Annotated in this window: 18 protein-coding genes and 2 tRNA genes; 17 read left to right on the top strand and 3 right to left on the bottom strand. The window is 34.6% G+C overall.

Translation table 11 applies throughout. The features are described from left to right. Window positions 1-215 precede the first annotated feature (215 nt). The 7 genes from HPY74_14085 to HPY74_14055 all read left to right on the top strand — a co-directional run bounded on the left by HPY74_14085 (window position 216) and on the right by HPY74_14055 (window position 6673). Complete coding sequence (locus HPY74_14085) at window positions 216-998, top strand: ParA family protein (GenBank protein ID NSW91773.1); 783 nt, start codon at window positions 216-218, stop codon at window positions 996-998. Further along, complete coding sequence (locus HPY74_14080) at window positions 988-1839, top strand: ParB/RepB/Spo0J family partition protein (protein NSW91772.1); 852 nt, start codon at window positions 988-990, stop codon at window positions 1837-1839. Before HPY74_14085 ends, HPY74_14080 begins: the two co-directional genes overlap by 11 nt. A 53-nt stretch (window positions 1840-1892) precedes the next feature. Continuing rightward, window positions 1893-2411 carry a DUF4446 family protein gene (locus tag HPY74_14075; protein ID NSW91771.1) on the top strand — a complete coding sequence of 173 codons (519 nt, stop codon included), beginning with the start codon at window positions 1893-1895 and terminating at the stop codon, window positions 2409-2411. A 29-nt stretch (window positions 2412-2440) separates the two neighbouring features. Beyond that, a complete protein-coding gene (gene serS / locus HPY74_14070) occupies window positions 2441-3715 on the top strand; it encodes a serine--tRNA ligase (GenBank protein NSW91770.1) in 1275 nt (424 codons plus the stop codon). Window positions 3716-3878: 163 nt separating this feature from the next. Next, window positions 3879-3969: transfer RNA gene (locus tag HPY74_14065), tRNA-Ser, on the top strand. Window positions 3970-3985: 16 nt separating this feature from the next. Continuing rightward, window positions 3986-4077: transfer RNA gene (locus HPY74_14060), tRNA-Ser, on the top strand. A 517-nt stretch (window positions 4078-4594) separates the two neighbouring features. After that, complete coding sequence (locus HPY74_14055) at window positions 4595-6673, top strand: right-handed parallel beta-helix repeat-containing protein (protein ID NSW91769.1); 2079 nt, start codon at window positions 4595-4597, stop codon at window positions 6671-6673. A gap of 551 nt (window positions 6674-7224) precedes the next feature. Here HPY74_14055 and HPY74_14050 read toward each other — a convergent pair. Next, window positions 7225-7728: a hypothetical protein gene (locus HPY74_14050; GenBank protein NSW91768.1), complete on the bottom strand. Its 504-nt coding sequence runs from the start codon at window positions 7726-7728 to the stop codon at window positions 7225-7227. 9 nt (window positions 7729-7737) lie between these two features. Then, window positions 7738-8316, bottom strand: a complete 579-nt coding sequence (locus HPY74_14045) for an S-layer homology domain-containing protein (GenBank protein NSW91767.1) — start codon at window positions 8314-8316, stop codon at window positions 7738-7740. Window positions 8317-8506: 190 nt separating this feature from the next. On the opposite strand from HPY74_14045, the gene HPY74_14040 reads away from it, so the two are divergent. Beyond that, window positions 8507-9001, top strand: coding sequence for a hypothetical protein (locus HPY74_14040; protein ID NSW91766.1), 495 nt, complete (start codon window positions 8507-8509; stop codon window positions 8999-9001). Between the two features lie 101 nt (window positions 9002-9102). On the opposite strand, the gene HPY74_14035 is transcribed toward HPY74_14040, so the two are convergent. Continuing rightward, complete coding sequence (locus HPY74_14035; protein ID NSW91765.1) at window positions 9103-10899, bottom strand: VanW family protein; 1797 nt, start codon at window positions 10897-10899, stop codon at window positions 9103-9105. Between the two features lie 245 nt (window positions 10900-11144). On the opposite strand from HPY74_14035, the gene HPY74_14030 reads away from it, so the two are divergent. The 9 genes from HPY74_14030 (at window position 11145) to HPY74_13990 (ending at window position 18469) form a co-directional block, all read left to right on the top strand. Continuing rightward, on the top strand, window positions 11145-11723 hold the full coding sequence (locus HPY74_14030) for an NUDIX hydrolase (protein NSW91764.1): 579 nt from the start codon (window positions 11145-11147) through the stop codon (window positions 11721-11723). A gap of 95 nt (window positions 11724-11818) precedes the next feature. Continuing rightward, window positions 11819-12160 carry a YaaL family protein gene (locus HPY74_14025; GenBank protein NSW91763.1) on the top strand — a complete coding sequence of 114 codons (342 nt, stop codon included), beginning with the start codon at window positions 11819-11821 and terminating at the stop codon, window positions 12158-12160. A gap of 216 nt (window positions 12161-12376) precedes the next feature. Further along, a complete protein-coding gene (locus tag HPY74_14020; protein ID NSW91762.1) occupies window positions 12377-12568 on the top strand; it encodes a pro-sigmaK processing inhibitor BofA family protein in 192 nt (63 codons plus the stop codon). A gap of 209 nt (window positions 12569-12777) precedes the next feature. Beyond that, complete coding sequence (locus HPY74_14015) at window positions 12778-13356, top strand: 2-oxoacid:acceptor oxidoreductase family protein (GenBank protein ID NSW91761.1); 579 nt, start codon at window positions 12778-12780, stop codon at window positions 13354-13356. Further along, window positions 13353-13694, top strand: coding sequence for a 4Fe-4S binding protein (locus HPY74_14010; protein ID NSW91760.1), 342 nt, complete (start codon window positions 13353-13355; stop codon window positions 13692-13694). The genes HPY74_14015 and HPY74_14010 overlap by 4 nt, the downstream gene beginning before the upstream one ends. A gap of 17 nt (window positions 13695-13711) precedes the next feature. Next, complete coding sequence (gene porA, locus HPY74_14005; GenBank protein NSW91759.1) at window positions 13712-14896, top strand: pyruvate ferredoxin oxidoreductase; 1185 nt, start codon at window positions 13712-13714, stop codon at window positions 14894-14896. Window positions 14897-14910: 14 nt separating this feature from the next. Beyond that, the gene (locus HPY74_14000) at window positions 14911-15852 is read left to right on the top strand and encodes a pyruvate ferredoxin oxidoreductase (GenBank protein ID NSW91758.1); all 942 of its coding nucleotides are present in this window, start codon (window positions 14911-14913) and stop codon (window positions 15850-15852) included. Between the two features lie 244 nt (window positions 15853-16096). Further along, a complete protein-coding gene (locus HPY74_13995; GenBank protein NSW91757.1) occupies window positions 16097-17341 on the top strand; it encodes a glycosyltransferase family 39 protein in 1245 nt (414 codons plus the stop codon). 141 nt (window positions 17342-17482) lie between these two features. Further along, complete coding sequence (locus HPY74_13990; protein ID NSW91756.1) at window positions 17483-18469, top strand: CotS family spore coat protein; 987 nt, start codon at window positions 17483-17485, stop codon at window positions 18467-18469. Window positions 18470-18614 lie beyond the last annotated feature (145 nt).

Here is an 18614-nt window from a genome sequence, read left to right as displayed (position 1 = left end):
AATATTTCAATGTAATTATTTTGCTTAGAACAGTTGATTTGCTTATCCCTCGTCGGATTAACAGGCTCTATAAGACTTTCCGCAATGTTACTTCCAGCATTTTCTTCAAAATTTGAAAATGCGCCCTCAAAAATTAAATTTTGAAGAAAAAAGAAAAATATGTTATAATGAAAAATAGGCTAAGGGTCTAAAAAGAAAAAGTAGGAGTGAAAATAATGGCAAAAGTTATTGCAATTGCGAATCAAAAGGGCGGGGTTGGAAAAACAACAACAGCAGTAAATTTAGCAGCATGTATTGCGTATAAGGGTAAAAAAGTTATGTTAATAGATAATGATCCTCAAGGGAACTCCACAAGCGGGTTGGGAATTGAAAAAAGAAAACTGAAAAAATCTACATATGATATATTGATACAAGAGGAAAAAATAGAGAATGTATTGTTAAAAACAAGCATAGAAAATTTAGAATTGTGCCCTTCAAATATACAACTTGCTGGTGCCGAAATAGAATTGGTACCGGCCATATCCAGAGAGACGAGAATGAAAGAGGCAATAATGCCTATAATTGAAAAGTATGATTACATAATAATTGATTGTCCCCCGTCGCTTGGTCTGTTAACCATTAATTCACTCACTGCAGCTAACACAATATTAGTACCTATACAATGTGAATATTATGCTTTAGAAGGATTAAGCCAGTTAATGGATACTGTAAAATTAGTGCAAAAACATTTAAATCCTAAATTGGATGTAGAAGGGGTAGTACTAACAATGTTTGATGCAAGGACAAATTTGTCCATCCAGGTAGTTGATGAAGTAAAAAAATATTTTAAAAATAAAGTATACAGAACGGTTATCCCTAGGAATGTAAGACTTAGCGAAGCGCCAAGTTATGGGTTGCCGATTATATTATATGATTCAAAGTCAAAAGGGGCAGAGTGTTATATGGATCTTGCTGATGAAGTAATAAAATTTACGGAGGGTGAAAAGAATGAGTACTAGAAAGAGGTTAGGCAGAGGGCTGGAAGCGCTAATAACAATTGATGAAGAAAATGAAGAAGGAATAAAGGATATAAAGATAAATGACATAGAACCAAACAAGGAGCAGCCCCGTAAAGTATTTGATGATGAAAAATTAAATGAATTGGCTGAATCAATAAAGAAACATGGAATTGTTCAACCAATAATTGTTAGAAAAGAAGGTGAGATGTATAGAATAATAGCTGGGGAAAGAAGATGGAGGGCTGCAAAACTGGCGGGTCTAAAAACTATACCTGCAATAATAAAGGATTTAAACGACAGGGAAATTGTAGAGGTAGCACTGATAGAAAATTTGCAAAGAGAAGATTTAAACCCGATAGAAGAGGCTGAGGCGTACGAAAGGTTAATAAAAGAATTCCAAATGACACAGGAAGAAATATCTGAAATAGTAGGGAAAAGCAGACCTGCGATAGCAAATTCATTAAGATTATTAAATTTAGAGGCTGGAATTCGTCAGAAACTGATAGATGGAGAAATAACAAGTGGTCATGCAAGAGCTTTATTAATGATAGAAGATAAAGATTTACAGATAAAAGCTATGCAAGAAATAGTAAGTAACGGTTATAGTGTAAGAGACGCAGAAAAGCTGGTTAGAAGAATACAAGGGGAAAAAGAAAGAATAAAAGAAAGAAAAGAAAAAGTAAAAGAACAAGAAATAAAAAGTTTAGAAGAAATACTACAAAATATATTGGGTACAAGAGTAAAATTAAATCAAAGCAAAAAAAGCGGAAAAATAATAATAGAATATTACTCGAAAGAAGAATTGGATAGAATAATAGAAATAATAAAAAAGGCAGTATAAAATAGAATGTTTCACGTGAAACATAAAAACTAATTACATAAGGGTGTATTTGTATGAATGAATTTGATATTATAGATAATACAATACTATTTTACATAACAATTATAAATTTTGTGCTTATAGTAGTTTTAATAATAGTTAACATAGTAAATAATTCAAAAATTAAGAAGTTATATATGAAATATAATAAATTTATGGCAGGCACAAGTGGAGAAAATATTGAAGGATTAATTGAGAAATGCTTGCTTAAAACAGAAGGAATGGTGTATAAGAACAAAGAAATAGAAAACCACTTAAATGAAATAGACAGGAATATATTAAACTGTATACAGAAAGTAGGAATAGTCAGGTTCAATGCTTTTGACAATGTTGGCAGTGATTTAAGTTATTCTGTAGCATTACTTGATGGCAATGATAACGGAGTTGTAATAACATCATTATTTACCAGAGATGGCTCAACTACATATGGAAAGCCGATAATGGGTGGAAAATCAAGATACCCTCTTTCCGCAGAAGAAATAAAAGCAATTAACTATGCTATAAAAAGACATAGAGAAGTTTATTATGAATAACACTAGTGTTATATAAAGGAGATATGTTTATGCTAGACTTGAAAGAAATAAGGAATAATCCTGGTATATTTAATAAGATTGCTTTAAAAGTTAAAGGACAAATAAATATTGACCAGTTTCTATCGCTTGACGAAAAGAGGAGGAAGCTTCTTTTTAATGTTGAGCAACTTAGAAGTAAGCAAAACTCAGTATCAAAACTTGTACCCGCTTATAAAAAAGAAGGAAAAGATGTTTCGCAATTATTGGAGGAAATGAAATCTCTTTCTGATGAAATTAAGATATTAGATCAGGAGTTAAAAATAGTTGATGAAAGTATTAGCAATTTTTTATTAACCATCCCCAATATACCATCAGATAAAGTTCCAATTGGTGAAAGTGATGCCGATAATATAGTTGTTAGAAAATGGGGAGAACCAAAAGAGTTTGATTTTACACCACAAGCTCATTGGGATATTGGTGAGAGATTAGATATACTTGATTTTAGCACTGCTGCCAAAGTCACGGGAGCAAGATTTACTTTTTACAAAGGTCTTGGCGCAAGATTGGAAAGAGCACTGGTTAATTTTATGCTGGACCTGCATATTGAAAAACATGGATATATTGAAGTATTTCCTCCTTTTATGGTCCATAGGGATAGCATGATTGGTACCGGCCAGCTTCCTAAATTTGAAGAGGATGCTTTTAAAGTAGCTAATACAGAATATTTTTTGATTCCGACAGCAGAAGTCCCGGTTACAAATATGTTGAGGGAACAAATACTCAACGTGGAAGCGTTACCAATAAAGTATGCAGCATACTCAGCATGCTTTCGAGCAGAAGCAGGTTCGGCTGGAAGAGATACAAGAGGTTTAATAAGACAACATCAATTCAACAAAGTTGAATTAGTAAAATTTACAACACCTGAAACATCTTATGATGAATTGGAAAAACTTGTTAATGATGCGGAAGAAGTTTTACAAATACTTTGTCTTCCTTATAGAGTATCACTCCTCTGCACTGGTGACCTCGGTTTTTCGTCTGCAATGACTTATGACTTAGAAGTATGGATGCCAAGTTATAACAGGTATGTTGAAATATCATCATGCAGCAATTTTGAAGCATTTCAGGCAAGACGCGCAGGAATAAGGTTTAGAAGAAGCCCAAAAAGTAAACCTGAATATGTCCATACTTTGAATGGTTCCGGGGTCGCAGTGGGAAGGACGACTGCTTGTATACTGGAGAATTATCAGCAAAAGGATGGCTCTGTAATAATACCTGAAGCATTAAGAAAGTACATGGGCGGTGTGGAAAAAATAACAATATAATAAAATAACAATATGGTAATTTATATAAAAGTAAAAGGGTCAAATAATGAATTGTTGGGAAGTTACTATTTTTAGTAATAAATTACTATATTTTACTATATTTTAGTATTGACAAAATTGTATTTTCATTGTAGAATAATGGTCGTCCTGAGATTTACTGTACGGAGAGATGGTCGAGCTGGTTTAAGGCACCGGTCTTGAAAACCGGCGTAGGTGCAAGCCTACCGTGAGTTCGAATCTCACTCTCTCCGCCAAATATAAAAAAAATAAGGAGAAGTACCCAAGTAGGCTGAAGGGGACGGTTTGCTAAACCGTTAGTAGGGGCAACTCTAGCCCGGGTTCGAATCCCGGCTTCTCCGCCAGAATACAGCATTCCATGATTTGGGGTGCTGTATTTGTTTGTTTACATAATAATACACTATAATACACTTAAACCTGTAGGCAAAATACTACAGGTTAATAAACATAAAACCCTTTCATATCTCCCTGATATGTGGTATAATTTCCCCACAAATAGAAGGAGGCGGTTACTGATGGGAGGATAAATCATTTGAAGATTGATAATTTCATATTGTGCATGATAATGGTCGGAGTTTTAATAGTACCTTCTTTCTGTGGGAAGTGTATGCGATAAAGTTCCGTTTCAAATAATATTCAACTTCTTTTTGAACCCTCTCCGAGAATTACTCTTTGCCAGGAAATAGAAGGATCTTTGGCTATACTGGAAACAGATACGGGATTTGTTAATGCTCGCTCTATGGTACACTTTTTCCCACGGCCTGAACTTTCCGGTATTCCGACTTCTGTCCAGCATTATTTTCTGTTTCGCATTAATTTATTTTGCTTTAGTAATAAGTTGAATGAAAAGGATGAGTTAAAATGAGTGAAAATACAATAAATAATGAGGTGGTATTCTATATATCGCCTAAGGGAAACGATAAATGGTCAGGTAAGCTGGCGGAGCCCAATGAATCGGGAACTGACGGTCCTTTTGCTACCCTTGCAAAGGCAAGAGATACATTACGAGAGTTGAAGAAATCGGGAAACCTGGCCTGGCCTGTTAAAGTGTGGTTAAGAGGAGGAGTTTATCCGATATCACATCCAATAGTGTTCAATTGCGAAGATTCCTGGCCGGTAACATATTGTGCCTGGCCCGGGGAGACACCAATTTTGGATGGCGGGAAAAGAATTACAGGGTGGACTAAGGAAAAGCTGGATAATGAACTTGAAGCCTGGGTAACCACTATACCTGATGTGGCTCAGGGTAAATGGTATTTCCGGCAGTTAATTGTAAATGGCGAAATCAGGAACAGAACCCGACTGCCTGAGCAGGGACATTACCGCATAAAAAGTGTTCCAGGGAAAGATTTATCTGTAGATTTATTCGATGGAAGCGATACCTTTGAGTATAATAACCATGATATAAAAAACTGGAAAAATATTAATAATATAGATGTTGTAGTGCTGCACTATTGGGTAGAGGAAAGAATGCCCATAGAACATGTAAATGAGATGCAAAAAACAGTGAAGTGCAAATATCACAGTAGTTTTGCCCTTAAAGATGATAATGGGAAAGAGTATGCCAAATACTACATTGAGAATGTATTCGAAGCCTTAAGCAGACCAGGTGAATGGTATCTTGATAGGAAAACGGGTAAAATCTACTACATACCTATGCCTGGCGAGGATATTGATGAGGTGGAAATTTCTGCACCCGTCACAGAACAGGCATTAATATTGGAAGGATCTGCCATAGAAGATAAGTTTGTTGAATACATTAAATTTAAAGGCATAGAAATACGCAATACTGGCTGGCATCACAAAACCAGAAGAAAGGAATGGGGGTTAGATAACAAAGACATTTTTTCAGATATTATTTATGCCGGTGAAGTTCAGGCTTCTTTAAATGTTCCCGGTGTAATATTCTTAAAATATGCAAGATATTGCTCAATAGAGAATTGCAGACTTAGAAATATTGGATATTATGGTATTGAAATATCAGACGGTTGTAAGAACATAAACGTAGTTGGTAATGAGATTTATAATGCTGGTGCGGGAGGAGTCAAGTTAAACGGTGGTGATATATTTGACCATAAAAGTAAACGAACACGGAATAACAGGGTGACAGACAACCATATTCATTACTGTGGAAGGGTTTTTCATTCAGCTGTAGGTGTGCTATGTGCGCATTCATCCGATAATGAAATCTCCCATAACCATATACATCATCTTCACTATACAGGTATATCATGCGGTTGGGTATGGGGATATAGAGAAAACAACCTTGGTAACAATAAAATAGAAAAGAATTATATTCATCATATTGGAACAGGTATTTTGAGTGATATGGGTGGCATATATTTGCTCGGCGTACAGCCCGGTACAGTGGTACGTGGTAATATTATCCATGACATTGAAAAATGTAACTATGGTGGATGGGCAATTTATACCGATGAAGGCAGTTCGCATATAATAATAGAAAATAATATTTGCTATCGTATGGCAAGTACGGGATTTTTCCAGCACTATGGCAGGGAGAACATAGTCCGCAACAACATATTTGCCTTTGGACGGGAAGCACTTGTATCGTATGGACGGTCAGAGGAACATAACGGTTTTACTTTTGAAAGAAATATTTTAATAACAAATAATAGTCCGGTATTCCTGGAAGGTTATGGCATGAAGTTTAAAGATAAAAGTTTTATTAGCGATTTAAATCTAATATGGGATATTTCAGGAAAAGAACCTTTCTTTAAAGGTAAGGCTGACTATACTTTGGAAGAGTGGAAAAGTCTATTTGGTCAGGATTTGCATTCTATTGTTGCTGACCCGCTTTTTAAGGATTGTATTAATGGTGATTTTACACTTGATGACAAATCACCGGCTTTTAAAATAGGATTTAAGCCTATAGATATAAATGGAACAGGTCCCAGGATTATACCTTTCATATCTCCCTGATATGTGGTATAATTTACCCACAAATAGCCTGTTTAAATAAAAAGAGCCCGTAGCAGTCTACGCTACAGCTAATACAGATCCCTACATACCTATAGACAATCTTTCGACTGCCCACAGGCATTACAGAACCTGCACTAACCTTTGCTCGACTATCAAGAGTACCTTAGAAACCAACTGCAATCTCTCGACTGCAGTTGACCCCCAGCAAAGTTACCTTATCACAGGGACTGCTAAATAAATAGCCAGGCTAATGAATAAAGCTGTCTGCCTGCGGCACCCTTGATAATCTTAGCTCGAATATTATATATCCCTTTTGACCATACTACAGTATCTTTTACTGTAGCACAGCCTTACAGGACATATAATACTCTGCCCGCCGGCTAATACCAAGCCTCTACATTATAAAATGTTAGACCTGGTATTAACCTTTGGCCGACTATTAAAGAGCCGTAATAAGACCCTTTAATAGTCTTGGCTCAACTGCTACGAACCCTTTACAATAATTAATTTGTCTCCAAAACAAAAAAATATTCAATGAAAATATTGGAAATTTATTTTAGTTTATTGTAGGCTACAATTAGAATTACAATGGCAGCAGCCGAATTTGCCAGAGCAGACAGGATTCGCTGGTATTTCTTTTTGGAAAAAGCCATTCTGAATACGTCATTTTCTTTAATAGTGTTGATAATGTAATATATCCAATATACAATAACAGCAGAAATCAATATTTTTATTAATATGCTGCTTACAAAGAAAGAACAGTAAATATAGAAAAGTATAGATATTGCATATTTTGCTACCCTTGTACCAGTATCGAAGCGTCTGAAATCAAATTCAATTGAGGATTCCAGATCATCCAGAAACTCCTCGTCTTCATGGTCCATTTGAGGAATCCCTTTTTTATAACCGACCATAGATATGTATATTGAACGTAATGCATTAATTAATAATATTAATGACATAACACTAAAAAAAACATCGTGGTTTGAAAACAATATAAATATTGGCAATATAACAAAAGTGAAAATCATCAATATAAAACCCTGTAACTGCATTTTAACCCCTCATTCAACAAAATTAACTGTTAGAGCATTATAAATTAATATAGAAGCTTCTCCTCGGGTTATTAACTTATCATTTGGCACTTTTAGATTCTTATCTAACCCAAGTTCTTTGGCTTTTTCTGCTATACCTTCGGGCCATTTTTTATTTATAGTATTTTCGTACCCTAAAGCACGGAGTATTACTGCTTTTGCTTCAACAAGGGAAACATAATTGTCCGGCCGTACGGTATTATCTGTATATCCTTTTATTAAAGCATATTTTAAAGCTATTTTAATGTTGTTATAGGCCCAATGTTTTTGGCTAATATCCTTGAAAGGGACAATAACTGAGTCATCAATTTTTTCATCATAATCATATGTCATCATTCTATTTACTAAAGTAATGAATTCGCATCTCGTTACTTTGTTTTGAAGGTTTAGGTTTCCATTCTCATCCCCTATCATAATTTTCAGGTTTACCAATGCTTTCGAACACATACTTTCTAAATTAGCAGGGACTTCAGCATGTACCTGTATTGAGAATACCAGATATAATACAATTATAATAATAAATAATTTGATTAACTTGGCTTTTTTCATATACAAATACCCCAAATGTAAATATATATTTTATTTAAAATTATTTAAAATATCTTTTTGTTTTTAATTATACTATAAAATATTTTTATTTGTATTAAAAATACTTTACAAAAATTTATGTATAAATCAAGCTATTTTTACTAAAGCTATATATTGTTATTTTATTAAAATTAAGAAAGGTGGTAAACACATGGCAAAAATCGTTGCCGCTATTTTTGATAATCAAAGTTATGCAGAAAATGCTGCAAGACAAATAAAAGAACAGGGCCTAAGGACAGAAGACATATCAATAGTTGCAAAGGAAAATATAGGTAATATGGGTGAAGAAGGTACAAACCTTATTGGTAGAAGAAATATTAATGATAACATTTCTGATGGAGTTATAACAGGAGGAGTATTAGGAGGGCTCGCAGGGTTATTAATAGGAGCAGGAAGTATGGCTATACCTGGGCTAGGTATAGTTGCAGCTGCAGGTCCTATTACCGGCCTAATATCCGGTGCTGTTACAGGAGGAATAGTTGGCGGTTTAGTTGACCTGGGCATACCGGAAAACAGAGGTAGGCAGTATGAAAGTGATATTAAAGCGGGGAAAATCCTTTTTACAATGAAAACTGATGAAAATAATGTAGACAGAGTGGCATCAATATTAAGAAATAATGGAGCTATTAGTGTAGATACTTATTAATTATATTGAGTCAGAGGGAACGGCTTTTAAACTGCACATCTGTAACATTTGATTTGTTACCCGTGGTGAGTCATATTGATAACCATTCCCTTTGACTTATCTTATGATAGGTTTTCCTCAACTTCTAATATATTTTCAATATCAGATTCCCCAGATTCTCCGGAAGAATCAATGGGATATTCCTCGTAAGATTCTGGGGGGGATTCATCTGTAGGTTGAACGTTAGATTCAACAGAAGATTCTTCGGAAGTTTCCACCGGCGGTAGCAAATCTGGTTGCTGTTGCTGCTGTTGCTGGGGTTGCTGCTGTTCCTTTTTTGTGCCTCTAACAACTTCTTTATCTAAAGGTATATATACGCTGGTACTTATTTTATACCTATTAGTTTCCTGTCCATTTTGTTTAACAATTTTATAGGTATCAACAACATAGCCATTTATACCTTCTTGCTTAACAACTGTTTTGCCTTCAGGCATTGTCGGATCGTCAATATAAATAGTTTTAAACTCTGTAGTTTTTAGCACTTGTGTATAGAATTCCAGCGATTTTCCAGGGTTTTCGTTTGTTCCTAATATTGTAAATATTAACTCATTTGAATTTGTAATTTTACCTTCAATCTTTATAGGCCACCTGGATGAATTTTTAAACTTGAAATCAATTACATTGTATGCCACGGCAGCATCTAATCCGGCAGGTATATAAGATACCACAAAACTATGGTTATGCCTTTCTACAACCTCAAGGTCTGCACGTAAAACCGCATTATACAATGTAGAACTTACCTGGCATATCCCTCCCCCAATAGATTCTATAATTTTACCGCCTGAAAAAATTTTTGCACTTTTATATCCTTTTTCTTCAGTGCGCTCACCTAGAGTTTTATCAAAGGAAAATATATCACCTGGGGCCAGCATTATACCATTAACACATTCCAACGCAAGCCTTAAATTTTCGTTTCTATCAATGTTATATTGACTATCCGTTGAAAAATAAGTTTTATAAGTGGCTAAAACATCCCTGAATAAATTTGCATGAAGTTTTTCGGTTGTTATTTCAGGTTCTATTAGAGTTACAGGTATACTTTTGGTTAAATTTTCATTGGTATTTAACTCTTTTACTGCACCTTCAAGTAATGTCTTATCAATTCTCCGGCCATTTTTATGGGGTATAGTTTCCAATACATTGTTTTCTATCCGGACTGAAGCATTAACAGGATCTGTACATATGGTGTTGTAATAATCCTCAAGATTAATTTTTTCCCGCTCGGTAACAATTATTGGTACTTCTATTTTAGTAATCTTCCGGCTCTCAATGGACTTTTTTATTTCACTAAAGAGCTGGTCTTTATCAATACTTTCTCCATGGTGCCCTGAGTTTATTATTACACTGTTTTCATCAAATGTTATTACGGGATTTTTAAGTGGTACGAAATTCTTTTCGTAAAAAGATTCCACAATATTACCTATTGTTTCATTGTCAAATATTATTACCGGGGAAATATTTACATCATTAAAATTGACATAAAAAATTTCACTCAACCTTTCAAAGATATTTCCTTCTCTTCCTATAGAAAATGCTTTATCTATGGTAGCTTCCACATCAAAGGATATGTTTAAATCCCTTAAACTATATTTTTCTTTATACTTTTCAGTAGTTAATGTAACTTTTACATTATCCAATTCGTAATTATATTTATTTTTCAGGATTTCATTAAGTTCATTATATGTAAGCCCTCCTGCATTTATACCGTCTACATATACCCCCTTATATACTTTGTCATTCTTTAATATTGTATAAAGTAGTTGAAGTATTATTATAATAAATATAAATATTAAAATAATTAGTGCTACAAAAACTATACTCTTTGTTTTTTCATTTTTTTTAGTTAATATAGTATCCATTTTTTGTATTAACACCCCTGGTTTTATTCAGTCTCAGTTAAATTATTTGTTGTCTTCCATAAATATTTATTTAAATATATACTCGATTATAATGACGATATCAAACTTTTTTTGTTCCTGCAATGCTTTTAATATTAAATTTTTTAAAATTGAGAATAAATTTAGAATATTAATAATGTACTTGCTCCGGTAAATCCTTATTGCTAAAATAAGCTTAACTAATACTTGAAAGGAAGATTTATTGTATGAAAGAAACAAACGCGAAAGAAATTTATACTAGAGAAGAAAGGATAGAGTTTATCAATAGTGATTTTTTTTATAGGATGAAACATCTTGTAGAAAATGACAGGAAGGGAGAGGTGGTATTCTGCATAATTCGGCCAAATGGAAAAATCATTACTATTACATGCGAAGAGTATCCTAAGGGAATTTATAGGATTCCTTCAGGAGGTATAGGATATGGTGAGGATATTGAAAATGCCGTATTTAGGGAAGTAAAAGAAGAGCTTGGACTTGAAGTAGAAATAATTGATTATATAGGTTGGTTGAAGATTGAATTTCAATATAAGGATGAGAAAATAAAAATAAATGAGAAAGTAATTTTTTATTCTTATTTATTTATACTCAAGGAAGTAGGAGGAATGCTTTTATCCGGGGCATTGGATGATGAAATCAGCGAAGTCAGGGAAGTAGACTTAAAAGAATTAGCTGATATTGTGGAATCTCTTAACAATATAGAGGGTAAATGGAGAGATTGGGGCAAATTTAGATATGTAACCTCAAAAGCTATACTGGATTATTTGACCAATACACGGTACGGGTGATCTTCAAGTTGTATAATACAGGAAATTTTTGTTTATACTTATAATGTAAAAAACATATATTATATATTATAAGTATTTTAAAAGGAGAATTCTGTATGGACCTGAATACCGGGAAAAAGGTCGGTTTTTTTAATGTTCTGGTTAAGAACCGGTTGACCAGGCTATTAAAGGAAATAATATTTTTAAACATAAAGAAAAATACTACTGTAAAAAACACAGTAAATCGTAATTACATAACAGATGACGATAACACTTTAATTGAAGATATTAGGAGTGCTAAAAATGAGTGGTTAAATGTCGATTCCAATTTTCAATATGTATGTGAAAACGAAATTATTGATTATTACACATATATGTTAAAGGCTGCCCAAATAAAGTATGAATATTACCTCAAAAAAGCGAAAGAAAGAGGGCTTAAGGTCAAATATAGAGCATAGGATTTGAACCTCCCCCGACTAAAGTCGCAGGATTCTTGAGAAGTTTGGCTATGCTACCCTTATTCTAAACGGTGTGTTCAATACACCATTATCCATTGCTAATTCTATTAGTTTTGGATAAAATTTTAATTTACTGTAATAATTTTATGTATAAGGTTATATAATTAATAATAAATAGTTAAGCCATGTAATTAATAAAAAATTGGGGAGATTTTAATGGCTCCATTAAAAATATTATTAAAACTTATATACAAAGTAGTAATAGGGGGTACAATAATCTTTTTGTTTAATCTTATAGGAAGATTTTTTGGTGTGCAAATAGCTTTGAATATTATATCGGCGTTATTTATCGGCTTTTTAGGTTTTCCAGGTCTTATTCTTCTTATAACTCTCAAAATAATTTTTTAAATCTTTGATTTTATAAATCTTTGATCTTACTGGCAGATGTAACTGGTTGTTTTCATAATTTCATGTATACAATAAACAAGAATATTTAAATGAAAGCCTTGATTTTAAAAGGCTTTTATGCAATAAATCTTGACAATAAATTAACAAAGAAGTATACTTAGTTTGGGTATTATTGCAATGTCAAAAGTTATGTATAAGGGGGTTAATCCATGGGTAAAGTTGTTGAAATCAGATGGCATGGCCGCGGCGGACAAGGCGCAAAAACAGCATCATTGCTGTTGGCTGATGCAGCATTTGATACGGGAAAATACATTCAGGGTTTTCCGGAATATGGACCTGAGAGAATGGGTGCGCCAATTACCGCTTATAACCGTATAAGTGATGACAAACTTACAATTCACAGCAATATTTATGAACCTGATTATGTTGTTGTTATTGATGAGACTCTTTTAGAAACAGTTGATGTTACTTCAGGTTTGAAGGAAGATGGCGCAATAATAATTAACACTACAAAATCTCCTGATGAAATAAGGCCTCTTCTAAAAGGCTATAAGGGAAAAATTTGTACTGTTGATGCGAGGACTATATCTATTGAAACATTGGGCAGATATTTCCCAAACACTCCCATGTTGGGGGCTGTTGTAAAAGTAAGTAAGGTAATGGATGAGAAGACATTTCTTGATAGTATGGTAGGTTCATTCAAGCATAAGTTTGCGAATAAATCGGAAGTAATTGAAGGCAATATGAAGGCGCTTGAAAGGGCTATGCAGGAGGTGAAAGGTTTATGAGTATCAAAGATTGCAGCGATGTAAAATGCAGAGTAGAAAATTTAGAAAAAGTTATTTCTCCCGATGTGAGCTGGAAGGATATTACCATTGGAGGCATGATAGCAAATGCAGGAAATGCAGAGCTTTTTAACACCGGCGATTGGCGTTCTATGAAGCCGATCTGGATAAAGGATAAATGCAAACAATGTCTTTTATGTTATCCTGTATGTCCTGATACATCAATATTAATAGACAACGAAGGAAAAAGGACTGATTTTGATTATAAACATTGTAAAGGCTGTGGTATTTGTGCTAAAGTGTGTCCTTTTAAAGCCATAGACTTTATTGAGGAAGTATAAGGAAGGGGGTAAGGAGCATGGCTATAAGAGAAAGACTAAGCGGAAATGAAGCTACCGCTTTTGCTATGAAACAGATAAATCCGGATGTAGTGGCAGCATTTCCTATAACACCGTCTACTGAAGTACCGCAATATTTTTCAACCTATGTTGCCAATGGAGAGGTAGATACGGAGTTTGTTGCAGTTGAATCAGAGCATAGCGCAATGTCGGCCTGCATAGGCGCCCAGGCTGCAGGGGCAAGGGCTATGACTGCTACTTCGGCGAACGGACTTGCCCTGATGTGGGAGCTTTTGTATATTGCGTCAGGTTCAAGGTTGCCTATAGTTATGGCATGTATAAACAGGGCGCTTTCCGGACCAATCAATATACACAATGACCACAGTGATTCCATGGGAGCAAGGGATTCAGGTTGGATTCAGCTTTATTCTGAAAATTGCCAGGAGGCATACGATAATATGCTTATGGCTCATAGGATTGGTGAACATCATGACGTACTTCTTCCAGTGATGGTTTGCCAGGACGGATTCATCACTTCTCATGCAATAGAAAACATTGAGCTTTTGGAAGATGAAAAGGTGAAAGCTTTTGTAGGTGAATACAAGCCGCAATATTTTCTTTTAAATAAAGAAAATCCAATATCTGTCGGACCTTTGGACCATTTTACACACTATTTTGAGCATAAAAGACAGCAGGCTGAAGCAATGAAAAATGCAAAAAAGGTTATTCTCGAAGTATCAGAAGAGTTTTACAGACTAACGGGAAGAAAATACGGCCTTTTTGAAGAGTATAAAACTGATGATGCAGAAGTATGTATTGTGGTACTAAATTCTACTGCCGGTACTACAAAATTTGTTGTTGATAAGATGAGGCAGGAAGGTAAAAAGGTTGGTTTAATTAAACCGCGTGTTTACAGGCCCTTCCCTGTTGATGAAATTGCTGAAGCCCTGGCCAAATTCAAGGCTGTTGCCGTAATGGATAAGGCAGATAGTTTTAATGCTGCCGGAGGACCATTATTTACTGATATAACCAGCGCAATGTTTTCAAAAGAAGTATTTGGTCCTAAAGTTATCAATTATATTTATGGATTGGGCGGAAGAGATGTCAGGACAGATGATATTGAACTTATTTATAACAAGCTCCTGAACATAGCAATTTCAGGCAAAGTAGATTCAGTCTACAACTATATTGGTGTAAGAGAATAGGAGGTGCAGGTAAGATGGCATATAACTTGAAGGAAATTGCAAAAAAACCGGAAAGATTTACCGGTGGGCATAGAATGTGCGCAGGTTGCGGGGCGCCTATTGTAGTAAGGCAGATATTAAGAGCGTTAAAGCCGGAAGACCATGCAGTAATCGGTGCTGCAACAGGATGTCTGGAAGTTTCTACATTTCTTTATCCTTATACTGCGTGGAAAGATTCATTTATCCACTGTGCATTCGAAAATTCAGCAGCTACTATTTCAGGCGCAGAAGCAGCTTATACAGCCCTAAAGAAAAAAGGGAAGTTAAACCAGGAAGGCGAAACCAAGTTTATTGCATTCGGCGGTGATGGAGGCACTTACGATATAGGGATACAGTCCCTTTCAGGTGCCATGGAGAGAGGCCATAATATGGTTTATGTATGTTATGATAATGGAGCGTACATGAACACAGGTATCCAGAGGTCGTCGGCCACTCCCATGTATGCAGATACTACTACGTCACCTGCCGGCAAGGTATCGCAGGGTAAAAAACAATGGAGAAAAGACTTGACGGAAATCATGGTAAAGCATCATATCCCATATGTTGCACAAACAGCAGCTATCGGCAATATGAGAGATTTATATGAAAAGGCTGAAAAAGCAATTTATACCCAAGGCCCGGCATTTTTAAACGTATTGGCTCCATGTCCCAGGGGATGGCGTTATGAGGCTTCTGACTTTATGGTAATAAACAAGCTGGCAGTTGACACATGCTTCTGGCCATTGTATGAAGTTATTGACGGCAGGTACATTATCAACTATAAACCAAAAAATAAGTTGCCTGTTGTAGAATTCCTTAAAGCACAGGGAAGGTTCAGGCATCTCTTCAAGAAGGGCAATGAAGAACTCCTCGAGGAAATACAAAATGAAGTGGATAAAAGATGGGAAGCATTGCTGAAATTGGCAGGAGAGGCTTAAGGCAGGGTTGTAATTAGATTTATCCATAGAGCAAGCTATCAAGGTATAATGAGGGTATAATTTATGTTATGAGTATAATATATAGTATATAGTATATAGGGCACGCATTTTAACGGTAGGGAAAATATGTGCCCTATTTATTTGCATTATTTGCAATTATATTGTTGCAATAGCGTTTTTGTAATATAGAAGTTGAAAAAAGATAAAAATAAATATACAAAGATTTTGTAAGAAGGCATTAAAAATGTGTAAAGGTAAAGTGCAAAATGAAAAAGAGAAAATTTCATACATTTTACTATCAGTCTTTATATTTATTTCTCTTTTTATAAAACTCTATCTTATATTTACACAAGGGAACCGGCTTACGCTTTTCAGCGATGATTTAAACTATGTAAAAAGCGCTGTTGCATTGGCTAAAAAAGGCATATTCGTTTTCCATGAGTATAATGAACCTACAGTTTTTGTAACTCCGGTGTACCCTTTTTTTCTTGCAGGAATATTCAAAATATTTGGGTATGGATTTGTTGGATTTCAAACAGCAAGAATAATCCAGGCTGTTTTAAGTTCGATTACAATCGCCCTGGTTTTTTTAACGGCAAAACGTTTGTTCAATAGAAAAGTAGCGCTTATTTCAGCATTTCTGGTATCTTTTTATTTTCCTAACATTGTTACAACAGGGTACTTTTTAACTGAAACACTGTTTACAACACTTTTGATGCTTCTGGTGTATTTGTCGCTTCGGTTTGCAGAATCCCTCAAAGCAATTGATTTTGCACTATTAGGTACGGTTTGGGCAATAACTACCTTATGCCGCCCAACTATTGCCCTTTATCCAATAATTCTGTTCCTATACCTTTCTATTCATTGGAGAGTAAACATTACAAAAGTAATAAAACTAGGTGCTTCTATGGCATTTTCTTTTATAATTATTATGTCTCCCTGGTGGATCAGGAATTACAGGGAATACAACATGTTTATACCTCTTGCTGCTTCAAGCGGAAATCCAATGCTGCAAGGGACGTATATAAATTATCAGCAAACCCCTGAAAACATAGTGTATTATAAGCTTGGGAAAAATGCTCTTGAAACAAACAAAACGGAAGTTGAAGTGGCTAAAAAAAGGATGATAGAAGGTTTCAAGAATGACTTCCGGAGATACCTGAAATGGTATACTATAGATAAAACCGCTCTTTTCTGGGGGACGGTTTTTTATTGGAGGGAATTTTTAGGGGTCAACCGGTACTTTGTGATAGCATTTCATTATTTTATACTCTTGGGTTTTATAGGAATATTTATGGTAATGACCAGAGAGTTTTCAAAACATATCCTGACAGTGGGCTTAATAGCTTATTTTAATGCTGTACACTGTTACTATATGGCATTTGACAGGTATGCCTTCCCTCTTTTACCGTTATTGTCTATGTTTACGGGATACCTAATTTACAGAATATTTATTATTCTAAGACATAAACTCCCCAAGAGAAAGTAAAATAGCTGAAAATATAAAGCATTCATCATTTTTATATTCTATGTATAGGCCAAAGCGCATATATTTATTTTAAAAGCGCCAGGTTTAAAACCCACCGGCTTTCAGTTAGTGTAGGCGATAAACACCTATTGGAGGATATCTATGTTTGGTATAGAAAGAAATATTCTTTCACAATATAAACTAAATGTAAGAAATATTATATCTTGTAGAGACGGATTTGCATTAATAACTTCCCAGGGCAAATATCTTCTTAAAGAAAGCAACCTTCATCCCGGCAGGATACGGTTTATACATGGGGCAAAAGAGCATTTATATAAAAACGGGTTTAGAAATCTGGACCGTTATCTTTGTACTACTAAAGGAGAACCCTATATTGTATTTGACGAAAAATATCACACAATATCCCAGATGGTTGAAGGAAGAGAGTGCGATTTTGGAAATAGGGATGATATTAGAAACGCTACCTGTTTACTTGCAAACCTACACACAGCCTCAAAAGGTTATATACCTCCCCAAAATAGTGTTATAAGAGACGAACTTGGAAAGCTTCCAAACATATTTTGCAGAAGATTACGGGAAATAAAAAGGATGGAAAAAATAGCCTCTAGGAGAAAAAGTAAGTTTGACCATGTCTACTTGAAGTATGTTGGTTACTTTTATGATATAGGTAAGGAAGCTCTCGATTATGTTTTAAGTCCTATTTACGATAAATTGGTAGATGAAACAAGAAGGGAAGGCATTTTTTGCCATCATGATTTTACATACAACAACATATTTTTTACTGAAAATGGTCCTACAGTTATTAATTTTGATTATTGTTGTTTCGATCTTAAGGTCTATGATATAGCAAATTTTATAAGAAGAAGGATGAGGAAATGTAATTGGGATATCGGTGAAGCAAAAGTAATTGCTGATATATACAGGAATATAGGGAATCTCACACCCGAAGATTTTTATGTGATGAAACTTATTCTACAGTTTCCTCAAAAATTCTGGAGAGTGGCCAATAGGTATTATAATAGCAGGCGTTCCTGGGCAGAACGGGTATTAACAGAAAAACTGGAGGAGGTAATTGATGAGATTGAACCTCATAAAAGATTTCTTGAAAATTATGAACTTATAATATAAGTAAACAAATAAATCAATGGGCGCATTTTATTTTTATGAAGAAAATGCTTCCAGTAACTAAATGCTCCAAGTCTTAAGAGCCTGTAAATTCACTTCGGGGCAAATCAAACTCGCAAAATAATTTGAATAGAATTTAATAATATTT

It is taken from the genome of Bacillota bacterium (assembly GCA_013314855.1).
Taxonomy (GTDB): domain Bacteria; phylum Bacillota; class Clostridia; order Acetivibrionales; family DUMC01; genus Ch48.
The sequence above is the reverse complement of the archived record's forward strand: the minus strand, read 5'-3'. Positions and strand labels throughout refer to the sequence as shown.

What these genes read in the sequence shown, in the direction of transcription:
- HPY74_14035 (NSW91765.1), bottom strand. Translation starts at nt 10,899, where the DNA reads ATGGATACTATATTAACTAAAAAAAATGAAAAAACAAAGAGTATAGTT.
- HPY74_14085 (NSW91773.1), top strand. Translation starts at nt 216, where the DNA reads ATGGCAAAAGTTATTGCAATTGCGAATCAAAAGGGCGGGGTTGGAAAA.
- HPY74_14050 (NSW91768.1), bottom strand. Translation starts at nt 7,728, where the DNA reads ATGCAGTTACAGGGTTTTATATTGATGATTTTCACTTTTGTTATATTG.
- HPY74_14020 (NSW91762.1), top strand. Translation starts at nt 12,377, where the DNA reads ATGGCTCCATTAAAAATATTATTAAAACTTATATACAAAGTAGTAATA.
- HPY74_14075 (NSW91771.1), top strand. Translation starts at nt 1,893, where the DNA reads ATGAATGAATTTGATATTATAGATAATACAATACTATTTTACATAACA.
- HPY74_14010 (NSW91760.1), top strand. Translation starts at nt 13,353, where the DNA reads ATGAGTATCAAAGATTGCAGCGATGTAAAATGCAGAGTAGAAAATTTA.
- porA (NSW91759.1), top strand. Translation starts at nt 13,712, where the DNA reads ATGGCTATAAGAGAAAGACTAAGCGGAAATGAAGCTACCGCTTTTGCT.
- HPY74_13990 (NSW91756.1), top strand. Translation starts at nt 17,483, where the DNA reads ATGTTTGGTATAGAAAGAAATATTCTTTCACAATATAAACTAAATGTA.
- HPY74_14030 (NSW91764.1), top strand. Translation starts at nt 11,145, where the DNA reads ATGAAAGAAACAAACGCGAAAGAAATTTATACTAGAGAAGAAAGGATA.
- HPY74_14045 (NSW91767.1), bottom strand. Translation starts at nt 8,316, where the DNA reads ATGAAAAAAGCCAAGTTAATCAAATTATTTATTATTATAATTGTATTA.
- HPY74_14015 (NSW91761.1), top strand. Translation starts at nt 12,778, where the DNA reads ATGGGTAAAGTTGTTGAAATCAGATGGCATGGCCGCGGCGGACAAGGC.
- HPY74_13995 (NSW91757.1), top strand. Translation starts at nt 16,097, where the DNA reads ATGTGTAAAGGTAAAGTGCAAAATGAAAAAGAGAAAATTTCATACATT.
- HPY74_14055 (NSW91769.1), top strand. Translation starts at nt 4,595, where the DNA reads ATGAGTGAAAATACAATAAATAATGAGGTGGTATTCTATATATCGCCT.
- HPY74_14080 (NSW91772.1), top strand. Translation starts at nt 988, where the DNA reads ATGAGTACTAGAAAGAGGTTAGGCAGAGGGCTGGAAGCGCTAATAACA.
- HPY74_14025 (NSW91763.1), top strand. Translation starts at nt 11,819, where the DNA reads ATGGACCTGAATACCGGGAAAAAGGTCGGTTTTTTTAATGTTCTGGTT.
- HPY74_14000 (NSW91758.1), top strand. Translation starts at nt 14,911, where the DNA reads ATGGCATATAACTTGAAGGAAATTGCAAAAAAACCGGAAAGATTTACC.
- serS (NSW91770.1), top strand. Translation starts at nt 2,441, where the DNA reads ATGCTAGACTTGAAAGAAATAAGGAATAATCCTGGTATATTTAATAAG.
- HPY74_14040 (NSW91766.1), top strand. Translation starts at nt 8,507, where the DNA reads ATGGCAAAAATCGTTGCCGCTATTTTTGATAATCAAAGTTATGCAGAA.